17 protein-coding genes are annotated in these 23,477 nt (G+C 34.6%); 12 read left to right on the top strand and 5 right to left on the bottom strand.

What is annotated here, in order from left to right:
• Positions 1 to 18: 18 nt before the first annotated feature.
• The 9 genes from ACUSJC_RS05195 to ACUSJC_RS05155 all read left to right on the top strand — a co-directional run bounded on the left by ACUSJC_RS05195 (position 19) and on the right by ACUSJC_RS05155 (position 9,354).
• Complete coding sequence (locus ACUSJC_RS05195) at positions 19 to 1,560, top strand: glycine--tRNA ligase (protein WP_449268492.1); 1,542 nt, start codon at positions 19 to 21, stop codon at positions 1,558 to 1,560.
• Between the two features lie 120 nt (positions 1,561 to 1,680).
• Positions 1,681 to 2,259: a YceI family protein gene (locus ACUSJC_RS05190; RefSeq protein ID WP_449268491.1), complete on the top strand. Its 579-nt coding sequence runs from the start codon at positions 1,681 to 1,683 to the stop codon at positions 2,257 to 2,259.
• A gap of 153 nt (positions 2,260 to 2,412) precedes the next feature.
• Positions 2,413 to 3,735 carry a TolC family protein gene (locus tag ACUSJC_RS05185; protein ID WP_449268490.1) on the top strand — a complete coding sequence of 441 codons (1,323 nt, stop codon included), beginning with the start codon at positions 2,413 to 2,415 and terminating at the stop codon, positions 3,733 to 3,735.
• Between the two features lie 6 nt (positions 3,736 to 3,741).
• Positions 3,742 to 4,950, top strand: coding sequence for an efflux RND transporter periplasmic adaptor subunit (locus ACUSJC_RS05180; RefSeq protein WP_449268489.1), 1,209 nt, complete (start codon positions 3,742 to 3,744; stop codon positions 4,948 to 4,950).
• A gap of 3 nt (positions 4,951 to 4,953) precedes the next feature.
• Positions 4,954 to 5,706 (top strand): ABC transporter ATP-binding protein, encoded by a 753-nt coding sequence (locus ACUSJC_RS05175; protein ID WP_449268488.1) that lies wholly within the window; start codon positions 4,954 to 4,956, stop codon positions 5,704 to 5,706.
• A complete protein-coding gene (locus ACUSJC_RS05170) occupies positions 5,703 to 6,923 on the top strand; it encodes an ABC transporter permease (protein ID WP_449268487.1) in 1,221 nt (406 codons plus the stop codon). Before ACUSJC_RS05175 ends, ACUSJC_RS05170 begins: the two co-directional genes overlap by 4 nt.
• A gap of 12 nt (positions 6,924 to 6,935) precedes the next feature.
• Complete coding sequence (locus ACUSJC_RS05165) at positions 6,936 to 7,967, top strand: sensor histidine kinase (RefSeq protein ID WP_449268486.1); 1,032 nt, start codon at positions 6,936 to 6,938, stop codon at positions 7,965 to 7,967.
• Positions 7,968 to 7,992: 25 nt separating this feature from the next.
• Entirely contained in the window at positions 7,993 to 8,451 is a 459-nt protein-coding gene (locus tag ACUSJC_RS05160; protein ID WP_449268485.1) for a hypothetical protein, read from the top strand.
• A 174-nt stretch (positions 8,452 to 8,625) separates the two neighbouring features.
• Positions 8,626 to 9,354, top strand: a complete 729-nt coding sequence (locus ACUSJC_RS05155; RefSeq protein ID WP_449268484.1) for a LytR/AlgR family response regulator transcription factor — start codon at positions 8,626 to 8,628, stop codon at positions 9,352 to 9,354.
• On the opposite strand, the gene thiL is transcribed toward ACUSJC_RS05155, so the two are convergent.
• Both thiL and ACUSJC_RS05145 read right to left on the bottom strand, forming a co-directional pair.
• Positions 9,351 to 10,406, bottom strand: coding sequence for a thiamine-phosphate kinase (gene thiL / locus ACUSJC_RS05150; RefSeq protein ID WP_449268483.1), 1,056 nt, complete (start codon positions 10,404 to 10,406; stop codon positions 9,351 to 9,353). The two genes, ACUSJC_RS05155 and thiL, sit on opposite strands and share 4 nt — an antisense overlap.
• A gap of 154 nt (positions 10,407 to 10,560) precedes the next feature.
• On the bottom strand, positions 10,561 to 11,052 hold the full coding sequence (locus ACUSJC_RS05145; RefSeq protein ID WP_449268482.1) for a regulatory protein RecX: 492 nt from the start codon (positions 11,050 to 11,052) through the stop codon (positions 10,561 to 10,563).
• A gap of 129 nt (positions 11,053 to 11,181) precedes the next feature.
• On the opposite strand from ACUSJC_RS05145, the gene ACUSJC_RS05140 reads away from it, so the two are divergent.
• Both ACUSJC_RS05140 and ACUSJC_RS05135 read left to right on the top strand, forming a co-directional pair.
• Complete coding sequence (locus ACUSJC_RS05140) at positions 11,182 to 16,362, top strand: GEVED domain-containing protein (protein ID WP_449268481.1); 5,181 nt, start codon at positions 11,182 to 11,184, stop codon at positions 16,360 to 16,362.
• A 163-nt stretch (positions 16,363 to 16,525) separates the two neighbouring features.
• On the top strand, positions 16,526 to 17,914 hold the full coding sequence (locus ACUSJC_RS05135; protein WP_449268480.1) for a dipeptidase: 1,389 nt from the start codon (positions 16,526 to 16,528) through the stop codon (positions 17,912 to 17,914).
• Positions 17,915 to 17,991: 77 nt separating this feature from the next.
• Here the strand turns inward: ACUSJC_RS05135 and ACUSJC_RS05130 are convergent, their stop codons facing one another.
• From ACUSJC_RS05130 to ACUSJC_RS05120, 3 genes are read right to left on the bottom strand one after another with little or no spacing between them, the layout of a single operon-like run.
• Positions 17,992 to 18,855, bottom strand: coding sequence for a cupin-like domain-containing protein (locus ACUSJC_RS05130; protein ID WP_449268479.1), 864 nt, complete (start codon positions 18,853 to 18,855; stop codon positions 17,992 to 17,994).
• 50 nt (positions 18,856 to 18,905) lie between these two features.
• On the bottom strand, positions 18,906 to 20,252 hold the full coding sequence (locus ACUSJC_RS05125) for an HTTM domain-containing protein (protein ID WP_449268478.1): 1,347 nt from the start codon (positions 20,250 to 20,252) through the stop codon (positions 18,906 to 18,908).
• 3 nt (positions 20,253 to 20,255) lie between these two features.
• Positions 20,256 to 21,194: a bifunctional riboflavin kinase/FAD synthetase gene (locus tag ACUSJC_RS05120; protein WP_449268477.1), complete on the bottom strand. Its 939-nt coding sequence runs from the start codon at positions 21,192 to 21,194 to the stop codon at positions 20,256 to 20,258.
• 166 nt (positions 21,195 to 21,360) lie between these two features.
• On the opposite strand from ACUSJC_RS05120, the gene ACUSJC_RS05115 reads away from it, so the two are divergent.
• Positions 21,361 to 23,433, top strand: a complete 2,073-nt coding sequence (locus tag ACUSJC_RS05115; RefSeq protein WP_449268476.1) for a T9SS type A sorting domain-containing protein — start codon at positions 21,361 to 21,363, stop codon at positions 23,431 to 23,433.
• Positions 23,434 to 23,477 lie beyond the last annotated feature (44 nt).

Raw genomic sequence — 23,477 nt, 5'->3', positions numbered from 1 at the left:
TATTTTTACTTTTGCAGTATGGCAAAACAAGACGATTTATTTAAGAATGTAATTTCGCATGCAAAAGAGTACGGATTTATTTTTCCGTCAAGCGAAATTTATGACGGTTTGAGTGCAGTTTATGATTATGCTCAAAACGGTGTTGAATTGAAAAAAAATATTCGTGAATATTGGTGGAAATCCATGGTTCAAATGCACGAAAATATTGTAGGTATTGATGCTGCAATTTTTATGCATCCAACCACTTGGAAAGCATCGGGACACGTAGATGCTTTCAACGACCCGATGGTAGACAACAAAGATTCTAAAAAAAGATATCGTGCTGATGTTTTAGTGGAAGAATTTCGTGAAAAAATCAACGAAAAAATCCAGAAAGATGTCGATAAAGCACAAGCTAAATTTGGCGAAGCTTTTGACGAAAAACAATTTAGAGAAACCAATCCTAATGTGGTTCGTCGTCAACAACAAATAGATGAAATTACAGTTGAGTTAACTCGTGTTCAAGAAGAAAACGACTTAGAAGGATTCCGTCAGTTGATCATTGATTTAGGAATTGTTTGTCCGGTTTCAGGAACAGCTAATTGGACAGAAGTTCGTCAGTTCAACTTAATGTTCGGAACCAAATTAGGAGCTTCTGCCGATTCTGCAATGGATTTGTATTTGCGTCCGGAAACTGCTCAAGGTATTTTCGTAAACTTCTTAAATGTTCAAAAAACAGGACGTATGAAGATTCCTTTTGGTATTGCCCAAACAGGAAAAGCATTCCGTAACGAAATTGTAGCACGTCAATTCATTTTCCGTATGCGTGAATTTGAACAAATGGAAATGCAGTTTTTCGTAAAACCGGGAGAAGAAATGAAATGGTACGAATACTGGAAAGAAACGCGTTTAAAATGGCATAAATCGTTAGGTTTAGGCGAAAAGAACTACCGTTTCCACGACCACGATAAATTAGCGCACTATGCTAATGCTGCTGCTGATATTGAATTTGACTTCCCATTCGGATTTAAAGAATTAGAAGGAATTCATTCGCGTACAGATTTTGATTTGTCTAGTCACGAAAAATATTCAGGTAAAAAATTACAATATTTCGATACGGAAGAAAACAGAAACTATGTGCCTTACGTAGTAGAAACATCAGTAGGTTTAGATCGTATGTTTTTAGCGGTTTTCTCAAAATCGTTGCAAGAAGAAACCTTAGAAGACGGTTCAACACGAACAGTTCTTCGTTTACCTTCTGTTTTAGCGCCAACAAAAGCGGCTATTTTACCATTGGTTAAAAAAGATGGTTTACCAGAATTAGCAAGAGAAATTGTTGAAGATTTAAAATGGGATTTCAATGTAGCTTACGATGAAAAAGACGCAGTAGGACGTCGTTACAGAAGACAAGATGCTTTAGGAACGCCTTTCTGTATTACAGTAGATCACCAAACTTTAGAAGATAAAACGGTTACTATTCGTCACAGAGATTCAATGGAGCAACAACGTGTGGCTATTTCCGAATTGAGAGAAATAATCAACAATGAAGTTTCGATGCGTAATTGGTTGATGAAAATGTAACTAAATAATGTCATAATATTGAAAAGCCGATAATTTTAGTATCGGCTTTTTTTATTAACATAGGTGAAGTGTTTTTGTTGTCATTCTGCTGAACTTTGTATCAAATTTAAAAAAGAAATTATGAAAAAATTAATGACACTAGTTATAGCTTTTACTTTTGCTATGACTGCTAATGCACAAACACAAACTTGGAATGTTGATCCCGCGCACTCATTTTTAACGTTTTCTATCAAACACTTAGGGATCTCTTTTGTAGAAGGTAAATTTGATCAATATCAAGGAACTTTAAAAATGACAGGGGAAGACGTAATGACTGCTAAATTTGATTTTTCTATCGATGTTAATTCAATCAATACAGGAGTTGAAGCCCGTGATGGCCACTTAAAATCAGCTGATTTCTTTGATGCGGCTCAATTTGGAAAAATCACTTTCAAACAAACGTCTATTAAAAAAGTTAAAAAAGATCAATACCGTTTAGTAGGCGACTTGACAATCAAAAACGTAACAAAATCAGTAACCTTTGATTTGGTGTATGGTGGTAAAATTGACAATGACGGTTTTGGTAATCAAAAAGTAGGTTTCCAAGCAACAACAACAATCAATCGTTTTGATTTTGGCGTGGCTTATGATCCAACCGGACAAGCTGTAGCTAAAGAAGTAAATATAGCTGTTAACCTAGAATTTGCTAAACAAAAATAAGCAATTAGTTCAATTTTTATGAAGAGCCTCGCATCATGCGGGGCTTTTTTTGTCGATAAAAAAGACGAATTGGTATAGTAAAACAAGTCATTAGTCTATTGTATTTCTATAGCTGTTTCATCCACTATAACTTTGAATAAAAATTTAAGAAGGATGAATACTTTAAAAAAAATATTACTACTTTTTTTCTTTTCCACAATAGTTCAATCGCAAACTACGGATAAGAAAAATGGATGGACATTGCAAGATTGTATTCAGTATGCTAAGGATAAAAACCTAACGATAAAAACTGCTGAATTAAATCAAGAATCTGCAACAGTAAATTACACACAGTCAAAATTTGCCAAATGGCCTAGTTTAAGTGCAAGCGCTTCACAAACTCTTTCTAATGGTAATACAATTGACCCTATTACGAGTGATTATGTAGCACAACAAATACATTCTACAAGTCTGGGAGTAAGTACATCTATGACATTATATCAAGGAAGTCAGTTGACAAATCAGATTCAGCAAAATAAATTACAAGTAGACCAAAATTCACTTTATGTTAAAGAAGCTGAGAATAATGTAGTTTTAAGTGTGGTAGAAGCATATTTGCAAGCTTTATATAGTAAAGAAGGTGTAAATGTGGCAGAAATGAATTTGGAATCTTCTGAAAAACAATTAGAAGTTTCGAAAGCGAGATTTGAAGCCGGAACAGTTGCTAAAAAAGATTATACGGATGCAATTTCTCAAGTAGCTACTAACAAATACAGTCTTATTTCAGCACAGAATACGTATGATCTACAATTGCTGACGCTAAAACAATTGTTGGAATTACAACCCGAAGACGAGTTTAGTATAGCAGAGATTAATAATGATTTATTAGTAAACCGATTGCCTGATAAAAATGAAGTATATCAAATGGCTTTAGGTCAAATGCCGGAAGTAGAAGCATCAAAAATGGGAATTGATATTTCTGAAAAAGATCTTTCTATTGCAAAAGGAGGTTTTTTACCTACACTTAGCTTATCGGGAAGTTTAGGATCCGGTTATACTAGTACACAAAATTTAACTTTTCCGGATCAGTTAGACTTTAATTTTAACCAAAGGGTAGGGCTGTCCTTATCAATCCCTATTTTCAGTAAGTATCAAAACAAAGCGCAAGTTGCTAATGCTAAGATCAGTATAGAGAAATCCAAAATAGAATACCAAACTACACAAAAAGAACTCTATAAAAAGATAGAAACAGCTTGGCAAAGTGCTAAAGCATCATTAGAACAAGTAGATCAGGCGGTGGCAGCAAGAGAAGCAGCTAAAGAATCCTTTTTGCTAGCTCAAAAGAAACATGAATTAAATGCATTAAGTACTGCTGATTTAATAGTAAGTCAAAATACATATACTACAGCCGAACAAAACTATTATCAGGCAAAGTATTTAAGTATTCTATATACACAATTATTACAGTTTTACCAAACTAACGAAATTAAACTTTAAGACATCATGAATAGTAAGACAATGAAAAAGATAGGGATATTAGTCGCAACATTACTGATAGTGGTAATTGCATATTTCTCTTTTATGGGTAAAGAAAAAGTAGAAATAAAGGCAGAAACCATTGAGGCTAAAAAAGGAAGTGTTACTACAACTGTAACAGCTACAGGAACTATTGAGCCCATAACTCAAGTAGAAGTAGGAACACAAGTTTCGGGTGTTGTAGAGAAAATTTATGTAGATTACAATAGCGAAGTAAAAGAAGGACAGTTGATAGCCGAATTAGATAAAACGAATCTTCAGGCTGCTTTAGTTCAGGCAAAGGCTTCGTACGACAGTGCATTAAACGAACAAAATTATTTGCAGACGATCTACAAAAGACAAAAAACATTGTACGACAATAGTGTAATCAGTCGTTCAGATTATGATGAAGCACTATACAATTACAATACAGCAAAAAGTGCAACAGTTCAAAAACTATCCGATTTACAAAAAGCACAAACCAATCTTAGCTATGCTAATATCTATTCGCCAATTGATGGTGTAGTATTATCAAGAGATGTAGATGAAGGACAAACAGTTGCCGCTAGTTATAGCACACCAACCTTATTTACCATTGCTAAAGATTTGAAAGAAATGCAAGTAGAGGCTGATGTTGATGAAGCAGATATAGGAGAAGTAAAGAAAGGACAACGCGTAACCTTTACGGTTGATGCTTATCAAGGAGAAGAGTTTACAGGTGAAGTAACCCAAGTACGCTTAAACCCAACTACAAGTTCAAATGTAGTGACTTATACAGTGGTGATTAAAGCTAATAATCCTGATTTAAAACTGAAACCGGGACTTACGGCTACTGTGTCTATTTATACATTAGAATTAAAAGATATATTAACAGTTGAAGCAAAAGCTGTTAATTTTTCACCGGATGCTGCAGTTTTAGAACAATACAATATTCAAAAGGGAATTGAAGAACCAATAGAAGACAGTTCTAATAAAAGTGGTGAAAAAACAGTTTGGGTTTTAGAAGGAAATCAAATTGTATCTAAAAAAGTGCAATTAGGAGCTAGTGATGGAGTAAACGTACAAGTCACAAATGGACTACTAGAAGGAGAAAAAGTTCTGTTTAATTTAAAAGAGGTTTCAAAAGCTGAGGCTCAGGCCGAAGGAAGTACAGCCGAAAGTCCTTTTATGCCAAAACCTCCCGGAAAAAAGAAATAAATCATGGAAAAAGATAAAGTAATCATAAAAATAGAAGACCTGAAACGGACTTTTAAGATGGGTGATGAAATTGTACACGCATTAAAAGGAATTTCTTTTACCATTAAACAAGGAGAATTTGTCACCATCATGGGATCCAGTGGATCAGGAAAAAGTACCATGTTGAATGTATTGGGATGTTTAGATCAACCTACTTCAGGAAAATATGAAATTGATGGCGTATCGATTGAGGAGCTAAGCAAGAATCAATTGGCAAGTATACGAAACGAAAAAATAGGATTCATTTTTCAATCTTATAATCTATTACCTAGAACAACATCAGTGGAAAATGTAGAGTTACCTTTATTTTATAACAATACAGTAACTTCTGAAGAACGAAATGAAAGAGCTATTGAAGCATTAACTCTTGTGGGACTTTCCAGTAGATTGTACCACACACCGGCACAAATATCAGGAGGTCAGCAGCAAAGAGTTGCAATTGCCAGAGCGTTGGTCAACAATCCGGTGGTTATTTTGGCCGATGAAGCAACAGGGAATTTGGACACAAGAACTTCTTATGAAATTATGGCATTGTTCCAAAAATTAAATCAACAAGGGAAAACGATAGTTTTTGTGACACATGAGCCCGATATAGCTGCATTCAGTTCAAGAACTATAGTGTTTAAAGACGGTCACTTGATAAAAGATGAAATCAATCAAAATGTTCAATCGGCTGAAAAAGCGTTGGCTGAACTTAAAAATGGAGAAGAAGAATGAGATTTTTAAATTTATTTAAGATAGCTTGGAAAGCAATTGTGCTGAATAAAGTTAGAACTTTCCTAACGATGTTAGGAATCATTATAGGAGTAGGTTCTGTTATTGCCATGTTAGCCATAGGAGAAGGCTCAAAAGAGAGCATTAAAGCGCAAATTTCCAGTATGGGTTCAAATATGATAACCATTCGCCCCGGAGCAGATATGCGAGGTGGTGTTCGGATGGATCCTAGTGAAATGCAGTCTTTAAACATGAGCGATTTTAATGTTCTTAAGAGCAATGCTCAAAATATTACAGCCATCTCTCCTTTGGTTAATGGAAACGGTCAGGCAATCAACGGATCAAACAACTGGCCGACAACTATTTATGGCGTTTCTCCCGAATATTTAAAAATTAAAGTTTGGGAACTCAGTTCGGGAAGTCTTTTTACTGAAGACGAAGTAAATTCTGCTGCAAAAGTTGCCGTAATTGGACAAACAATTGTAAAAAATCTTTTTGCCAGTGGCGAAGATCCGATAGGTAAAATGATTCGATACAACAACATTCCGTTAAAGGTTATTGGTGTATTAGAGAAAAAAGGTGAAAATACCTTTGGACAAGATCAAGACGATGTAATTCTGGCGCCTTATACTGCCGTTCAAAAGAGAATATTAGCTATTGATTATTTACAGTCAGTAGTGGCATCAGCAAAAAGCGAAACCGATGCACCCAAAGCAGTAGAAGAGATTTCTGAAATATTGAGAAAACAACATAAGATCAGCGAAGGTCAGGATGATGATTTTAATGTGTTCTCTATGGAAGAATTAATTTCTACATTTAGTTCAACAAGCGAAATGTTGACCGTTCTTTTAGTGGCTATTGCCAGTATTTCGTTGCTTGTAGGAGGAATAGGGATTATGAACATTATGTACGTTTCCGTAAAAGAAAGAACTAGAGAAATCGGTTTAAGGATGGCTGTTGGTGCTCAAGAAAAAGATATTTTAATTCAGTTTCTTATAGAAGCGATGATGATTAGTATAACCGGAGGTTTAATCGGAGTTTTTTTAGGATTGATATCCACTTTGTTTATTGAAAATGTGCTAAATTGGCCTACATCGGTTACAAGTATGTCAGTGATAATTTCTTTTGTAGTGTGTGCTGTAACCGGAATCTTTTTTGGATGGTATCCTGCTCGTAAGGCCGCCACCCTAGATCCGATCAATGCATTACGATACGAATAAAACAAGAATAAGATGAACTTAACAAAGAACAAAATCAGCATTTTAGTATTCCATCTTTTAGTATGGTTATTACTCTTTACATTTCCCTATTTGTTGTCTACAGGACAAACGGAAATGCTTAGAAAAGTAATGGTTCATTCGTGGATTCCATTATGCTTTTACATCGTTCTATTTTACCTGAATTATTTCATTTTCATTGAACGTTTTCTGTTTTCTAAAAAGACATTCTATTTCGTAATCATTAATATTACTCTGGTTGTATTGTTTTTGTGGTTAAGTAGCGAATTTAAATCGCTGTTTATGGTAAGACCAACACAAAATCAGCCAGCACCGCCACCAAAAAGATTGTTCTATTATGTAGATTTTATAGCATTTACTGTTCCGATAGTTTTTTCAGTTGCACTAAAAACTACAGAAAAATGGATAAAAACAGAAGCTTTGCAAAAAGAAGCTCAAAACCAGCAGTTGCAATCCGAGTTAAAGCATTTGAAATATCAGTTGCAACCGCATTTCTTTTTTAATTCGTTAAATAATATTTATGCATTAGTTGATGTTTCACCTGAAAAAGCAAAAGATGCCATTCATAGTTTAAGCAAACTGATGCGCTATTTTTTATATGAAACCGAATTACAAGAAGTAAGTCTTAATCAGGAAATTTCATTTATGAAAAACTATATTGAATTAATGAAACTTCGGTTTAATCAAAATGTAAAAGTGAATTATTCTTTTCCGGAGATAATGGCAGATATAAAAATAGCTCCCTTTTTGTTTATTTCCTTGATAGAAAATGCATTTAAACATGGAGTGGCAGCCAATGAAAACTCGGAAATTGATTTCGAAATGAAAATAGAGAACAATAAACTGATCTTTAAAAGTAAAAATAGAAATTTTCCTAAAACCCAAAGTGATACCAGCGGTTCAGGAATAGGATTAGAAAATTTGAAAAGAAGATTGGCACTTTTGTATGCAAATAACCACGAATTCACACTTGAAAACAATGCCGATTATTTCACGGCAATATTAGTGCTAGATTTAGGAAACTAGAAGAATATTTTAAATTACTATAAATATGAGAAAATTGTTTTTTTTAGCAGTATTGCTTGCCGGGATGGTAGGAACTGCACAAGAGAAGAGTACACAAGAGAAAAAAGAAGCACGTCAGGAAAAAATGATGTCTGCTGATGAACAAACAAAACAAATGGCAACCGACTTAAAATTATCGGCTGAACAACAAAAGAAAGTAAAAGCGCTTTACGAAAAAAGAGAAGCTGAAATGAAAGCGGGTAAAGAAAAAGGAGATAAAGCAACTTCTGAGACAAAAGAGAAAGCGAAAAAAACATTGGATGCTAAGAAAGACGCTAAACCTAAAACAGATAATTTCGATGCTGAAATGAAAAAAATCTTAAATGAAGACCAGTACAAAAAATGGGAAGAAAAGAAAAAAAGTGAAGGCAAAAAATTAGAAAATAAAGGGCAAGAAAAAGTAAAAGAAGTAAAAACAAAAAAAACTCAAGGTAAAGAAGAGTAATAGAATATATTATAAAAGCCACGAATTCAAAAAATATAACGGCGACAGTTTTTTGAAGAACAAGCATTATTTATAGTAGATACGTTTAATTTAATTTTTTCATTTGCGAAAAGGTCACCTTGAATATATGAGGTGGCTTTTTTTCGTAAATTTGAATAAGCTTAATCCGGTTTAATGATGGAAGAAACAAAACTAAAATGCTTAATTGTAGATGATGAGCCTATGGCTTCTGATCTGGTAGAACGATATGTATTAAAAACATCATTTCTACAATTAGAAAAAAAATGTAACAACGCTATTGAAGCCATGGAATATGTTGAAAAAAATCATGTAGACCTTATTTTTCTTGATATTCAAATGCCTGATTTAACCGGTTTGGAATTCGCCAAAATGATTCCAAAATCAACTCGAATAATTTTTACCACAGCTTTTAATCAATACGCGATTGACGGTTTTAAAGCCGATGCCTTAGATTATCTTTTAAAACCATTTAACTATTCCGAATTTTTAACCGCAGCCAACAAAGCCAAAGAATGGTTTGCGCTTTGGAATCAAAAGAAAGAAAACATCAAAGAAAATTCTTTTTTCTACGTCAAATCAGAATACAAACAACTAAAAATAGCGTTTGACGATATTTTATATATTGAAGGATTAAAAGACTATGTAAAAATTTGGTTGAAAGACAATCCGAAACCTATTTTAACACTAATGAGCCTGAAAAGTTTAGAAGAAGTATTGCCTTCCGATAAGTTTATGAGAGTCCACCGCTCGTTCATTGTTTCGTTACCAAATGTTGAGGTCATTGAACGCGGACAAATTATAATCAATAAACAAAGAATTACGGTTTCTGAACAATACAAACCGCAATTCTTAGCCTATATCAATACCAATTCTTTAGATTAATCGTTAGTGGTTTCCAAAGCATTCCAGCCACGTGCTTTTAATGCAATTTTAGTATTGGCACGCGTAATTAAGTGAGCACCTTCTTTCGCCTCGGTCATGTGACCAATAACCGTAAAGTTGGGATTGTGTTTAATTTTATCGAAATCTTCCATTTTTATGGTGAACAGCAATTCGTAATCTTCACCACCGTTTAAAGCGATAGTTGTGATGTCCAAATTGAATTCTTCACAAACATTAATCAATTGCGGATCGCCCGGAATTTTCTCTTCAAACAAATTACAGCCTACATTACTTTGTTTGCACAAATGCAAAATTTCAGAAGATAAACCATCCGAAATATCAATCATTGAAGTAGGTTTGATCTCCAATTTTTCTAAAAGTTCCTTGACATCTTTTCGAGCTTCCGGTTTCAATTGGCGTTCAATTAAATAGGTATAAGCATCTAAATCAGGTTGGTTATTTGGGTTAACCAAAAAAACTTGCTTTTCACGTTCTAAAACCTGTAACCCCATATAAGCAGCACCAACATCTCCGGTAACCACGAGTAAATCATTAGGTTTAGCACCATTTCGATACACAAGATCTTCCGAATTCGCTTGACCAATAGCGGTAATGCTGATGATTAATCCTTTTTGAGACGAAGTCGTGTCGCCGCCAATGATATCTACATCGTATATTTTAGCTGCCAACTTAATTCCTTCGTATAATTCTTCAACGGCTTCTAAAGGAAAACGGTTAGAAAGTGCCAATGAAACTGTAATCTGAGTAGGTGTAGCATTCATGGCGCAAATATCAGAAACATTAGCTACAACTGCCTTGTAACCCAAATGTTTCAACGGCATGTAGGCCAAATCAAAGTGAACGCCTTCTACTAATAAATCAGTAGAAATAACCGCTTTTTTGGCTGCAAAATCCAAAACCGCTGCATCGTCGCCAATACTTTTTACGGTAGACTCTTGTGTTATGGCAATATTTTTAGTCAAATAATCAATCAATCCAAATTCGCCTAACGAACCAATACTGGTTTTAGCCTGATTTTTATCTTCTAACATACGTTCAATTTTACTGCAAAGATAGTAACATCTTTGTCAACCTGAACTTGTTTTTAGGTTCTTTTACTACTATTGGTCAGTTCGAGTAAAGTGAAACTGTCAGTTCGAGCGGAGTCGAGAACCTCTATTTTCTATTGTCTATATTCTTTCCTCTCTATTCTATTTTTCTTTTCTCTAACTCATTCAGCTTATCAAACACTAAAAAACTCTCATAACCGCGGTACAATAAATAGTCCACAAATTTTTTACGTTTCTTTTGACTGTTTTGTTCCTTAATAGAGTTCCAATGTTTTTCCGCCAAAGTGTTGAAGTTAGTATCATATTCCTCATCCGAAATTTCAGCCAGAGCTTCCTGAATCAATCGGGAAGAAATATCCCGAAATTTAAGTTCATTAGTGATGCGAATTCGTCCCCAATTTTTATAACGATGCTTACCGCGAGCAAAACTTTTAGCAAAACGTTCCTCGTTGATGAAGTTGTGTTCTATTAAATGAAGTAAAATTTTTTCCTGTGCTTCGGGTATTAGCGAAAACGTTTTCAATTTCTCCGCAATCTCTTTGTGGCAACGGTCTTGATAGGAACAATAGTATTCCATTTTGGAAGTGATTTCTGAAAAAGAAAGCGTTTTTCCGGACTTTGGTTCCAATTCCTTAACAATTTATTAAAGCCTTTTTTTAACAAAAGGACTGATTCTCAAATATTTTTGTATAAATTTGCGAGCTTTTCTTAAAGCTAAGCTATTTATCGAAAAAACCAAATTAGTAAAAAAAAAGGTATGAAATTAAAATTACTACTCTTAACGGTATTTTTTTCTGCTCTTTCTTGGGGGCAGGCTACTATTGCTATCCAAGACTTCGAATCTACACCTGCAACTCCAACGTGGGGCTATTCAGGTGGAGGAACTGTTGTCACAACTGCAAATAAGCATAATGGAGCAAGATCTCTTCAGATAGGCGGAACTACTACTATTACTTTTTCTAATGTAGATATTTCTTCGTATACTAGTGTTGTTCTTTCAGTTGCTTTTGCTTCTGTAGGAGCAGATTCTGGAGAAGATTTATTTATGGATATTTCTTACGACAATGGTTTAACATGGAATGGAACAGGTAGTGTTAAATTGGTTGATGGATTTAGTAATGCAAATATAAATATTAATACAACAAATGCTTTAGACCCAACAACAGTTCCTTCAAATCCATATCCGACAAGTATTGATTCAGGCGAGGTTCAAATTGCTGTAAGATTTAGATCGGTTGGGCTTGATTCTGGAGAATATTATTTTATTGATGATGTTAAGCTTGAAGGGGTGGCGAGTACTCCTAATCCGCCAATAATTACAAGTTCATTGACAGCTTCAGCAAATACAGGAGCTGCTTTTACTTATGATATTACGGCTACTAATGCACCAACAAGTTATAGTGCATCAGGTTTGCCCGCTGGTTTGTCAATAAATACAACTACAGGACAAATCACAGGTTCTGTTGCTGTGGCAGGTACCTACAATGTTACTATTAGCGCTACTAATACCTATGGTTCTGATTCGGAAACTTTAGTAATTACAATAACTTCTGGTCCTTGTTATTCAGCAAATGCACCAACTTTTTCGACATCAGGTTCTACCTCTGTTGGAGATGTTGATTCGGGTGGAATACCAACAAATACTATTCGTTTAGCATCAGGTTCATCAGCTGGTAGTATTACAACAACGGCGACAGGTGTAGCTGCTGGTCCCGTAACTTTACGTTTTAGAGCTAAAGGGTGGAGTGCAACAGAAACTTCAGTCACGGTAACTTTAGACGGTCAAACACAAAATATAACAAATGTCCCATCGGCAGGTTTTGATTGGGTGGAGTTAACATTTGCTTCAGTTTCTGCAAATCCTACTTTAGTTTTTTCAACAGTAGCAAATAAAAGAGTTCACATTGGTAATGTTGAGATTTACTGTGGGCCAATAACATTAGCAGATATTGTTTTACATTCAAATAATCCTGCTGTTGCTGCAAGTTCTATAACACAAGCGGAAAATAATCATGTTATTTATGCTTTTGATTTAGCGGTTTCTTCTGCAAATGCTACATTGAATAATGTAGTTTTTAATACTACAGGAAGTTATGCAGCGTCTAATATTACAAATTTTAAATTATGGTATTCTACAGATGCTACTTTCGATAGTACTACAGATACTTTTCTAGATAGCGAAACTACAGGTTTAGGTGCAGGTTCACATACATTTACAGGTTTTACAAGAATTATTAATAGTGGTACTACTGGGTATTTCTTTATTACAACAGATATTCCTTGTGCGGCAACTGTTGCAAACGATATAACAGTTAGTGCAATAACAACTGCCGACTTAACTTTTGTTTCAGGTAATAAATCAGGAACAGCTTTTGCAAGCGGAACGCACACTATTATAGGTTCTACTCCTAATAATGTAACAGGACTTGCAACATCAAGTTGCGAAAATCAACAAGCAACGGTTAGTTGGACTGCACCTGCCGGATGTTATGATAATGTGCTTGTCTTTGTTAGTGATACACCTTTTACTACGGCTGTTCCAACAGGAAATGGAGGGGCATATACTGCTAGTACAACATTTACATCGGGAGCTTCATTTGATGGGGGGTATACAGCATATAAAGGTACAGGAACTAGTGTTACCATAACAGGTTTAACTAATGGCACAACTTATTATTATAAAGTATTTACACGTAATGGTTTATTATGGAGTAGCGGAGTAAGTGTAAGTTGTACACCTATTATAGCATATTGTGCTTCTGGATCAACAAGTACTGGAGATTCTGAAATTGAGAATGTGGTCTTGAATGGAGAAAATAATTCTATTAACAATAATACTACAGATTTTTGTACAACAGGAGTAAATGATTATACAGCAATGAGTGCTGACTTAGCAGTTGGAAGTTCTTATACGTTAACTGTTGAGTTTGGAGATTGTAATAATGGCTCTCAGTATGATGGAGCCGGAGGGGTTTGGATTGATTGGAATAACGACGGTGATTTTGATGACGCTAATGAAACTATAGGTACAGCTAATGTAGCTGTTTCTTCTGGAAATGTTATTGAAAATTTCACAATAAATGTTCCAGCCGCTCAGCCGTTAGGTTTTTATAGAATGAGAATAGTTCAAGAAGAGAGTGGATCGGCTGCTTCTATATCTCCTTGTGGTACTTTTTCATGGGGTTCAACTGAAGATTATACAATAGAAGTAATCAATGCTTGTGTGTCTACAACCTCGGTGAGTTCAATAATGCCTACTTCAGGTCCTGTGGGGACTGTTGTGACTATTAATGGTTCTGGATTCACTACTGCTACATCAGTTTCTTTCGGATCTGTTGCTGCAAGTTTTACAGTAGTGTCTAATACAGTTATTGAGGTGGTAGTTCCTACAGGTGCTACTACAGGTAATATTACCATATATGATACAGGTGGATGCAATTTGTCCTATTCCTCATTTACTGTAATAACTAAAGACAATTCATCATGTGAAGGAATCGCTACTACGACAGATTTGATTATCTATGATATTCATGATGAATATACAGGTTCTGGAGGATTTATAACTTTTTATAATGGTACTGCTGCAACAGTTAATATGGTAGATTATAGTATTTGGAGAACTAGTAATTATGGTGATGGAAATGAGATTGTTTATGCTAGTTTAACAGGAACAATTGCTTCCGGAGCATTAGGAGTGATAAAAGTTTCGACAGCTACTTGCGGTCCTGCTGCGACAAACGGTACGATTAGTGGTGGTTTTAATGAGGATGATGGTATTCAATTAAGAAATGCCGCTGGGACAGTTGTAATTGATGATGTTCATACGTATGCTCCTAGTCCTGGATATTATATGGTTAGAAATACAGGTTCACTTAGTGCAAGGACTACTTATGTAGCCGCTGATTGGAGTATCACACCTCTAGGTGCTGGAGTTTGTGAACCAAGCGCAGGATTGGTTGTTCCGGTTAGTAATGGGGAGAGTCCTACTGTGACATTAAATCCAGTAGATGTAAATACCAGTTGTTCTTCAACTTCAGCGACATTGACTGTAGCCGGATCTGAAGGTGTTGCCGGAGGAGCAGGTTTAGTGTATCAATGGTATGTAAATGTATCGGGGAATGCAGGTTGGACAGCTTTAAGTGATGGTGGTGTTTATAGTGGAGCTACTTCAACTGCTTTAAATATTTCTTCAACTAGCGGATTAAATAATTATCAGTATTATTGCCAAATAAGAGAAAATACAGTAACTTGTTTTACAGCTACTGAAGCAGCAATTATCAAAGACGGAGCTACTATTTGGGATGGAACAGCTTGGTCAAATGGAGTACCTGATTTAACAAAAGCAGCAATTATTAATGGCGATTATAATACAGCATCTCATGGAAATATTGATGCATGTAATTTAACAGTTAATACAGGCTTCCTTGCCGAAGTAACAGCTGGAGCATATTTTAATATTCAAAATGAAGTCACTGTAAATGGTACTTTAAGAGTTTATAATGATGGTTCGTTAGTTCAAATTAATGATTTAGCGGTAAATACAGGCAATATCTCTTATGAAAGAATTACGACAGGAACTTCTTTAGATTATGTATATTGGTCTTCTCCTGTAGATGGAGTAAACGCTCCGAATGGATATGTTTATAATTGGAATCCGACAATTGCAAATACTAATGGAGGCTTAGGAAATTGGGTAGCTGCCGGAGGATCTTCAATGACTGCCGGAGTAGGTTTTATTATGCGTAATGTATTAAGCAAAACTTTTACAGGTGTTCCTCGCAATGGTGTAATTTCACCAACGATTGCCAGAGGCTCATACCAAGGAGCTGATTATGCAGGTACAAACGGAACTACAATTACACGTTTTGATGATAACTGGAATTTAGTTGGGAATCCATACCCATCAGCTATTAGTGCAGAGGATTTCTTATTGGCAAATACGAATATTGAAGGAGCTGTTCGTTTGTGGACACATGCTACACAGCCTTCAACGGCGATTCCTAATCCTTTCTATGGAACATTTGTGGCGAATTATACTCCCAATGATTATATTACTCATAATGGAACAGGAACAGTTAGTGGACCAGCAGGTTTTGGTGGTTATATTGGCGGAGGTCAATCATTTTTAGTAAACATGTTAGACGGGACTGCTGCTTCTGGTAATGTGACATTCAATAACGCTTTGAGAAGTAAAGCATATGACAACAGTCAATTTTACCGTCAGGCAATTACTAATACGAATGGTCATGTTGTAAACGGAATAGAGAAAAATAGAATTTGGTTAGATATCATTAACTCGAATAATGTTTCAGATAGAACATTAGTCGGATATGTAACAGGAGCTACTGAGGCTAAAGACAGAATGTATGATGCCGTTACAGCTGTTAAAACAAATATGAGAATCTATTCTATCATTGACCAAGATAAAATGACAATTCAAGGTAGAACAGTACCGTTTGATGCTAAAGATAAAGTTCAAATGGGATATTATGCTCCGGCAAACGGAACGTATAGTATTGCTATTGCTGCTTTAGATGGATTATTCCAAAATGGTCAAGACATTTATTTAGAAGATACGAAATTAAATGTTATTCATGATTTGCGTCAGGCTCCTTATAGTTTTTATGCAACTGTAGAAGAAGACAATACGAGATTTATTCTTCGTTATACAGCAAATACCAATACTTTAAGTATTGATGAAGTGTTAACAAATGAAAGTAATATTATTATTGCGTCTGCTGAAACCTTAAATATTAGTTCACCGGTTTTAGCTATTCAAAAAGTTACTATTCATAATGTATTAGGGCAGTTGTTGTTTAATAGGCCAGTGAATTCTACTTCGCTTCAAGTGGATGGAATTACAAAATCAAATCAAACGTTGATTGTTGAAATTGTGTTAGAAAACAATGAAAGAATAGTTAGAAAAGTAATTTTCTAATTTAAAAATAAAGAAAATGAAAAGCGACGGGAAACTGTCGCTTTTTTTATGTTTAAAGGTTTGATTTTTTGTGTTTTAAAGATAAATATTCTGATTTATAACATTTTTTAAGAATAGACTATTGAAACAATTTTGTACTTTTGATGCTATTCAAAATCTAAGAATGGAAAATATACAACAATACGTTCAGGAAAATAAAGAGCGTTTTTTAAACGAATTAATTGACTTATTGAAAATACCTTCTGTTAGTGCTGACAGTGCGTATGCGCATGATGTAATTACTACAGCTGAAGAAGTGAAAAGAAGATTAGAAGAAGCCGGATGCGATGTCGTAGAACTTTGTGAAACTCCAGGTTATCCAATTGTTTATGGAGAAAAAATCATCGATAAAAATTTACCAACAGTTCTAGTGTATGGACATTACGATGTGCAACCGCCGGATCCTGTGGAACTTTGGACATCACCTCCTTTTGAACCCGTTATTAAGCCTACGGAAATTCATCCGGAAGGAGCCATTTTTGCACGTGGCGCTTGCGATGACAAAGGACAAATGTATATGCATGTGAAAGCATTTGAGTATATGATGAAAAACAATTGCTTGCCATGTAATGTGAAGTTCATGATTGAAGGTGAAGAAGAAGTAGGCTCTAAAAGTTTGGGTTGGTTTGTAGAACGAAACCATGAAAAACTAGCGAATGATGTTATTTTGATTTCTGATACAGGAATGATCTCTAATACGCAACCTTCCATTACAACAGGTTTACGCGGGTTAAGTTATGTTGAAGTAGAAGTAACCGGACCAAACCGTGATTTGCATTCCGGATTATATGGTGGAGCAGTAGCGAATCCTATTAATGTTTTAGCAAAAATGATAGCTTCACTTCATGATGAAAACAATCATATTACCATTCCGGGGTTTTATGACAAAGTAGAAGAATTATCAACTGAAGAGCGTGCTGAAATGGCAAAAGCGCCTTTTTCATTAGAAAAGTATAAAAAAGCATTGGATATTGAAGACGTGTATGGTGAAGCGGGCTATGTGACCAATGAACGCAATTCTATTCGTCCTACTTTAGATGTAAATGGAATTTGGGGTGGTTATACGGGTGAAGGAGCCAAAACAGTTATTGCCAGCAAAGCCTATGCAAAAATTTCAATGCGTTTGGTTCCGAATCAAGATTGGGAAGAAATAACAGCCTTGTTTACTAAACATTTTGAAAGTATTGCTCCAAAGGCAGTTAAAGTAAAAGTTACGCCGCATCATGGTGGTCAAGGATATGTTACGCCAATTGATTCTATTGGTTACCAAGCAGCTTCAAAAGCCTATACCGATTCTTTCGGGGTGTTGCCTATTCCGGTTCGTTCAGGAGGAAGTATCCCTATTGTAGCTTTGTTTGAAAAAGAATTGAAAAGTAAAACCATTATGATGGGCTTTGGATTGGATAGTGATGCTATTCACTCCCCTAATGAGCATTTTGGAGTGTTCAATTATTTAAAAGGAATTGAAACCATTCCGTTGTTTTATAAATATTTTACGGAAATGAATAAATAAAATTAGTAATTGAATTGAAAAAGCGCTTTGAAGATGTCTTCAAAGCGCTTTTTTTATGGATTAAAATAACTTTTAAACTATAAATGTTGATTGGTATCAATAATGGCTTTTTGATTCTTGTAATCAATCCAAGCCTGACCTTTCCTCTTACGCATAAAATTATCATAATGACGCATGATGAAAACATTGTAAGCAGCCTTGAGTAAATTAGAAGGTTTGCTAGGAAATGCTCTTAAACTCATAGAAAAACCAGGTGTTAAGTATTTCATGTAATGCCAATAACCTTCAGGCATGTACAAAACATCACCATGTTTTAAATGACAGATTAAACCTCTAGCTTTTTTAAGAGCCGGAAATTTTTCAAAATCCGGATTATCAAAGTCAATATCTTCTCTTGAAATCAACGAATGAGGAACCTTGTATAAAAAAGGTGTTTGTTCCGGATCAAATAAAATACATTGTTTTTCTCCGTAGAAGTGAAAATGCAAAATGTTAGAATAATCGATGTCAAAATGCATAAACACTTTGGAATTTTCTCCGCCAAAAAACAACATCGGCAATTGTTTTACCAAGCGTAAACCGATATCAGGCCATTTGAAATCATTTTGTAATTGTGGAACTTCTTTCATTAAATTATATAAGAAGATGCGATAATTAGTCGGTTTTGATTGTAATAAATCTACATAATCGGCCATTTTCATTTTAGCATGAGCTTCATTGAAACCATCTTCATGCGAAACAGGACGGTCATCATATAAAGGAACTACTTTATCTCCTGCAACCTCTTTAATATAATTTAAATTCCACTTTTGGTATGCCGGCCAATCATGGGTAAGTCCTTCTATAACTACCGGCTTCTGCTTTTTAAAGTAATTATTGTAAAAATCTTCTTTTGAGATATTCTTTACACGTTCAATTGGAGTTAATTGAAGCTCGCTCATAATCTATCAAAAAATTAGACTGCAAAGTTATTAAAGTGTTATGATTTTTTTTAGGGTTTTAAGAAAACTTTATTGGCAGGGTGAAGAACAATCCATTTGTTATGGAAAAAATAATCCCATTGCGCTTTAGCCATATCATAATTAGGATCAATTAAAGTAAGATACTTTCCGTTATTGATGGCGTTTTTACAATCGATATAAATACTAATATCCTGATTAGGGTAATCCGCTTTTATGCGTTGGCAGAACTGCCAGATAAAATCAGGTTTAGTAGTTAATGCATGGGCTTGTTTAGGAGAAAGTTTTTTTCTATAATCATAAATTTCAGAAGCTTTTGTTGCGTTATTTATGACTTTAAACGTAATAAAACCACTTCTGTTTCTAAGCATCATACGCCAGCTTAATCGATGTCCCTCCTCAGTCCAAAACACATTTCCTTCAATAAAATAATGACGTAATGGTAATAAAAGCTGGATAATTAAGAAAGGAATAAATAAATAATAGAAAATTCTTTGGTTTTGGTAATCCAAAGTCGGATTGATTTCTTCCTTTTTGGTATTCCTTAAAAACAATTTTCGAATTCGTTCCGGAGGATAAAAAAACAAAGCAAAGCTCAATGCAAAATAAGGGAAAATGCCAATTTGTAAAGTAATAGAGTTGAAAAGATGGAAAACCAATGAACTTAATAAAGCAATAGTTCGTGTTCGTTTAAAAAGAAGCAGAGGAACTATAAATAAGTCATAAAAAATTCCGGCATAGGCAATGAATAAATAAAACCATTTCTGTTTGAATAAAGTTCCTAAAAAACTATCTCTTGGGATAAAATCAAAAATTGGAGCAGTTGCCAATAAGTTTCTGGTATAAGTTCCGTCAAGCCAATCGGGGTAAAATTTTGCGATGGCTGCATAAGTGTAAACAATGCCAACCATTATCATAAAAACCAACCGAATCCAATTAGGCATGGTTTGCTTTATTGCTTTGTACTTCAGCTTTATATCTAGAGATTTTTCTTGGTTTGCCGGAAGAAAAATCATGATAAAACAAATTAATAACAGTAAATAATAATGGTTGTTGTATGATGTTTTTTGCATAAAATAAACCCCACTCCATAAAATAGTATAAAGAATCATACTGATTTTATAGCGAAAACCTAACATAATAGCTATACCCATAAGTCCCATAGCAAAAAAGTAGAAATACATTCCGCTTCCCGATAAGGGTTGTAGCCATTCTAAACCGATGAATGAAAACGTGAAATCAGGCTCAATCAATGTGCTTTTTACCCAGCCTGTTGCAATTGCACCGAAACTTTCTGCAGCTAGCAGAAAACCTAAAATTATCCTAAAGATAATAAGAGGAGCAGAGTCAACAGCTTTGAAAAGGGTAGATTTGAGCATGTATTAATTTTGTTGCGAAAAAAAATGTAAACTGTATTCTTTGTCTTTTTCCAGTTGTCTTTTTAAAATTTCAACGGAATCAAACTTTTCTTCATCGCGAATTCGGTCAAGTAAATATACGCGGACTTCTTTTCCGTAAATGATCTGATCGAAATCGAAAAGATTAACTTCAATGTTTATTTCTTTACTTTCAGTTACAGTTGGATTATATCCGATGCTCATCATTCCTTTGTAAATAGCATTTTCAATTTTGGCTTCCACAACATAGACACCTATTTTTGGAATAAGTTTGTAACTTTCATCAATTTTCAAGTTAGCTGTAGGGAAATTAAGTTTACGGCCTAATTGTTTGCCTTCTATTACTGTTCCGGTTAAAAAGTAAGGGTAGCCTAAGTAGGAATTGGCTAATTCAATTTCTCCGTTTTCCAATGCTTTCCTAATTTTAGTAGAACTAACAGAATTGTTGTCTATTACTTCAGCAGGAATTTGTTCGACTTCAAAACCATATTCTTTCCCAAACTCGGCTAAATCATCAATGGTTGCTGTACGATTTCTTCCAAAACGATGATCATGTCCAATAATTATTTTTCCAATGTTTAATTGTTCTACCAAAACATCCTTAACGAATTCTTCAGCGGTTAATCTAGAGAATTCCTGACTAAAAGGATGAACGATTAAAGTGTCTAAACCTAGTTTTTCTAACAATTCGGCTTTTTCGTCAATAGTGTTTAATAAACGAAGGGAATCGTCTTGCTGTAAAACCATTCTGGGGTGAGGGAAAAATGTTAAGACAGTACTTTCAAGATTTCTTTTTCTTCCTTCTTCAACGATTTTGTCTATGATGGATTTGTGCCCAACATGAACGCCATCAAAAGTCCCTAAAGTTAAAATTGTTTTTTTGGGAGAAGATTTATAATTGGAAATGTTTTGTATTATTTTCAAAACGGAATTTTTAACAAAAATACTATTTCTGTTTATTTATTGAAATTAAAGGAAATTATTTTTTATGAGAAATGAATTAAAAATAAAAAAAATGTTAATTTTTTGTAAAACGCTACTGTTTTGTTATATTTGCTTGTTCGCCAAATCATTAAAAACAATATAATTTATGAAAAAAACTTTACTTTATGTAGGGGTGCTTTTGATGGCATCTGGCATAATGGCTCAGGAAAAGAAACTTTTGAAGAAAGAGCAGAAAACATTTAATACGTTAATTGAACAATCAAGACAAGCAAATCCCAATGATGTTGTAAGATGTGCAAGTGTAGAAGCAGTTGTTGCCAAGTTTGGTCAACGTAAGGTTGATCAAATGAATCAAGCTTTCGAAGAATGGTTAGCTCCAAAAATTGAGCTTGAAAAACAGAAAAAGACTAATAATAAATCTGCAGCAACTACAGTAATTACGATACCTGTCGTGTTTCACGTAATTACAAGTGGTTCTGGAAATACAAATGTTGATGCTAGTTATATTCAAGCGCAAATAGATCAGTTAAATATAGATTATAGAAATTTAGCAGGAAGTCCTTTTTCTGCGGCGGCAGATGCTTATATTGAGTTTTGTTTGGCGGCGGTTGACCCTGATGGGAATGTGCTTTCAGAACCTGGAATTGACAGAGTAACCACTTATGGAGGAAGTACTGTTACTCAAACATATATTAATGGTACTATTAAGCCAAATACTATTTGGGATCCATATAGCTATTTTAATGTTTGGTCCGTTAATATTAGTGGAGGTGTTTTAGGATATGCAACTTTTCCAACAGCATCTGGATTAGGAGGATTGACAGACTATTTTGGTACAGATACAACGGATGGTGTAGTGGTAGCATATTATTCAATTGGTTCAATTGCTACTCCAAACCCAAATGGAGGTATATACGGTATGGGAAGAACGTTAACGCACGAGGCAGGTCATTGGTTAGGATTACGTCATATATGGGGTGATAATACTAGTTGTTCAGTTAATACCACAGATAGTAATCAAGATTATTGTCCCGATACACCAGCAGCATCTGACGCTAATTATGATTGCGTAACTATTGATTCATGTCCCGATGATACAGGTAATGATATGATTGAAAATTACATGGATTACACTAATGACGCTTGTATGAATACTTTTACAGCAGATCAAGTTGCTAGAATGACTGCTGTAATGGCAAATTCACCGAGAAGAGTTACATTAGCATCTTCAACAGTATGTAATGCTACAGTTTATGGTTTTGATGGTAAATTATCTATTACTACATTAGATCTTGTTGATTGTGCTACATCTACAGCCCCTGTAGTGACTCTTAAAAATGCAGGAGATACAACTGTCTTAACATCAGCAACTATTGCTTATGCTTTAAACGGAACTACATTAGGAACATACACTTGGTCAGGTTCTTTAGCTACAGGAAGTTCAGTTGATATTATTTTACCTACTGTAAGTTTTGCTTTAGGAAGTAATACTTTTACAGTTAGTTTGACTAGTGTTAACGGGGTAACGGATAATGATACGTCCAACGATAGTGATTCGGAAACAGTTATTGTAAATTCATATTTAGATACGGATTCAATTACTATTGCGGTACAGCCAGATTATTATGGTACAGAGGTAACTTGGGAATTGACAAATTCTTTAGGGACAATTGTCGCTTCAGGAGGTCCTTACAGTGAAGGAACAGGAATTGGTTCAGTTTTAATAACAGATAATTTAGATCAGCAAACGATTACGTTAGCGTCAGAATGCTATACCTTTACTATTTATGATTCTTATGGTGACGGTTTGATTTGTCAATCTGATTTGGACGATGAAGGATACACTGGGGGAGGTGGATATTTTTCATTGTCTGTTAATGGAACTCCTTTTGTAGCGCAAACTTGTGGAGAATATGATGAATGGTCAATTTCGTTTGGCATTGAGTCTGCAATGAATGCCAGTTCTTTTGATACTAATGATTTTGTATTATATCCAAATCCTAACAATGGCTCATTCAATCTACAGTTAACAGCTATTTCAAATAAAGTTGCTGTAAATGTTTATGACATGAGAGGAAGATTAATCTTGAATAAACAAGTTCAGGTAAATGGTTTAGTGAATGAAGCAATTGAGTTAACTAATGCACAAGCTGGAATTTATTTAGTAACGATTGAAGATGGTGCTAGAAAAGTAACTAAGAAAATTGTCGTGGAATAGATAATAAAAGTTAAAAAAATAAAAAAAGCAAGAGACGACTGTCT

Source organism: Flavobacterium sp. U410, assembly GCF_053570605.1.
Note: the sequence above shows the minus strand (reverse complement) of the source record. Positions and strands in the feature narration are given on the sequence as shown.

Excerpts from the sequence above, each read along its gene's own strand:
- ACUSJC_RS05135 (WP_449268480.1), top strand. The coding sequence starts at position 16,526 with ATGGAAAATATACAACAATACGTTCAGGAAAATAAAGAGCGTTTTTTA.
- ACUSJC_RS05130 (WP_449268479.1), bottom strand. The coding sequence starts at position 18,855 with ATGAGCGAGCTTCAATTAACTCCAATTGAACGTGTAAAGAATATCTCA.
- ACUSJC_RS05155 (WP_449268484.1), top strand. The coding sequence starts at position 8,626 with ATGATGGAAGAAACAAAACTAAAATGCTTAATTGTAGATGATGAGCCT.
- ACUSJC_RS05140 (WP_449268481.1), top strand. The coding sequence starts at position 11,182 with ATGAAATTAAAATTACTACTCTTAACGGTATTTTTTTCTGCTCTTTCT.
- ACUSJC_RS05125 (WP_449268478.1), bottom strand. The coding sequence starts at position 20,252 with ATGCTCAAATCTACCCTTTTCAAAGCTGTTGACTCTGCTCCTCTTATT.
- thiL (WP_449268483.1), bottom strand. The coding sequence starts at position 10,406 with ATGTTAGAAGATAAAAATCAGGCTAAAACCAGTATTGGTTCGTTAGGC.
- ACUSJC_RS05190 (WP_449268491.1), top strand. The coding sequence starts at position 1,681 with ATGAAAAAATTAATGACACTAGTTATAGCTTTTACTTTTGCTATGACT.
- ACUSJC_RS05195 (WP_449268492.1), top strand. The coding sequence starts at position 19 with ATGGCAAAACAAGACGATTTATTTAAGAATGTAATTTCGCATGCAAAA.
- ACUSJC_RS05180 (WP_449268489.1), top strand. The coding sequence starts at position 3,742 with ATGAATAGTAAGACAATGAAAAAGATAGGGATATTAGTCGCAACATTA.
- ACUSJC_RS05170 (WP_449268487.1), top strand. The coding sequence starts at position 5,703 with ATGAGATTTTTAAATTTATTTAAGATAGCTTGGAAAGCAATTGTGCTG.
- ACUSJC_RS05175 (WP_449268488.1), top strand. The coding sequence starts at position 4,954 with ATGGAAAAAGATAAAGTAATCATAAAAATAGAAGACCTGAAACGGACT.
- ACUSJC_RS05160 (WP_449268485.1), top strand. The coding sequence starts at position 7,993 with ATGAGAAAATTGTTTTTTTTAGCAGTATTGCTTGCCGGGATGGTAGGA.
- ACUSJC_RS05165 (WP_449268486.1), top strand. The coding sequence starts at position 6,936 with ATGAACTTAACAAAGAACAAAATCAGCATTTTAGTATTCCATCTTTTA.
- ACUSJC_RS05185 (WP_449268490.1), top strand. The coding sequence starts at position 2,413 with ATGAATACTTTAAAAAAAATATTACTACTTTTTTTCTTTTCCACAATA.
- ACUSJC_RS05115 (WP_449268476.1), top strand. The coding sequence starts at position 21,361 with ATGAAAAAAACTTTACTTTATGTAGGGGTGCTTTTGATGGCATCTGGC.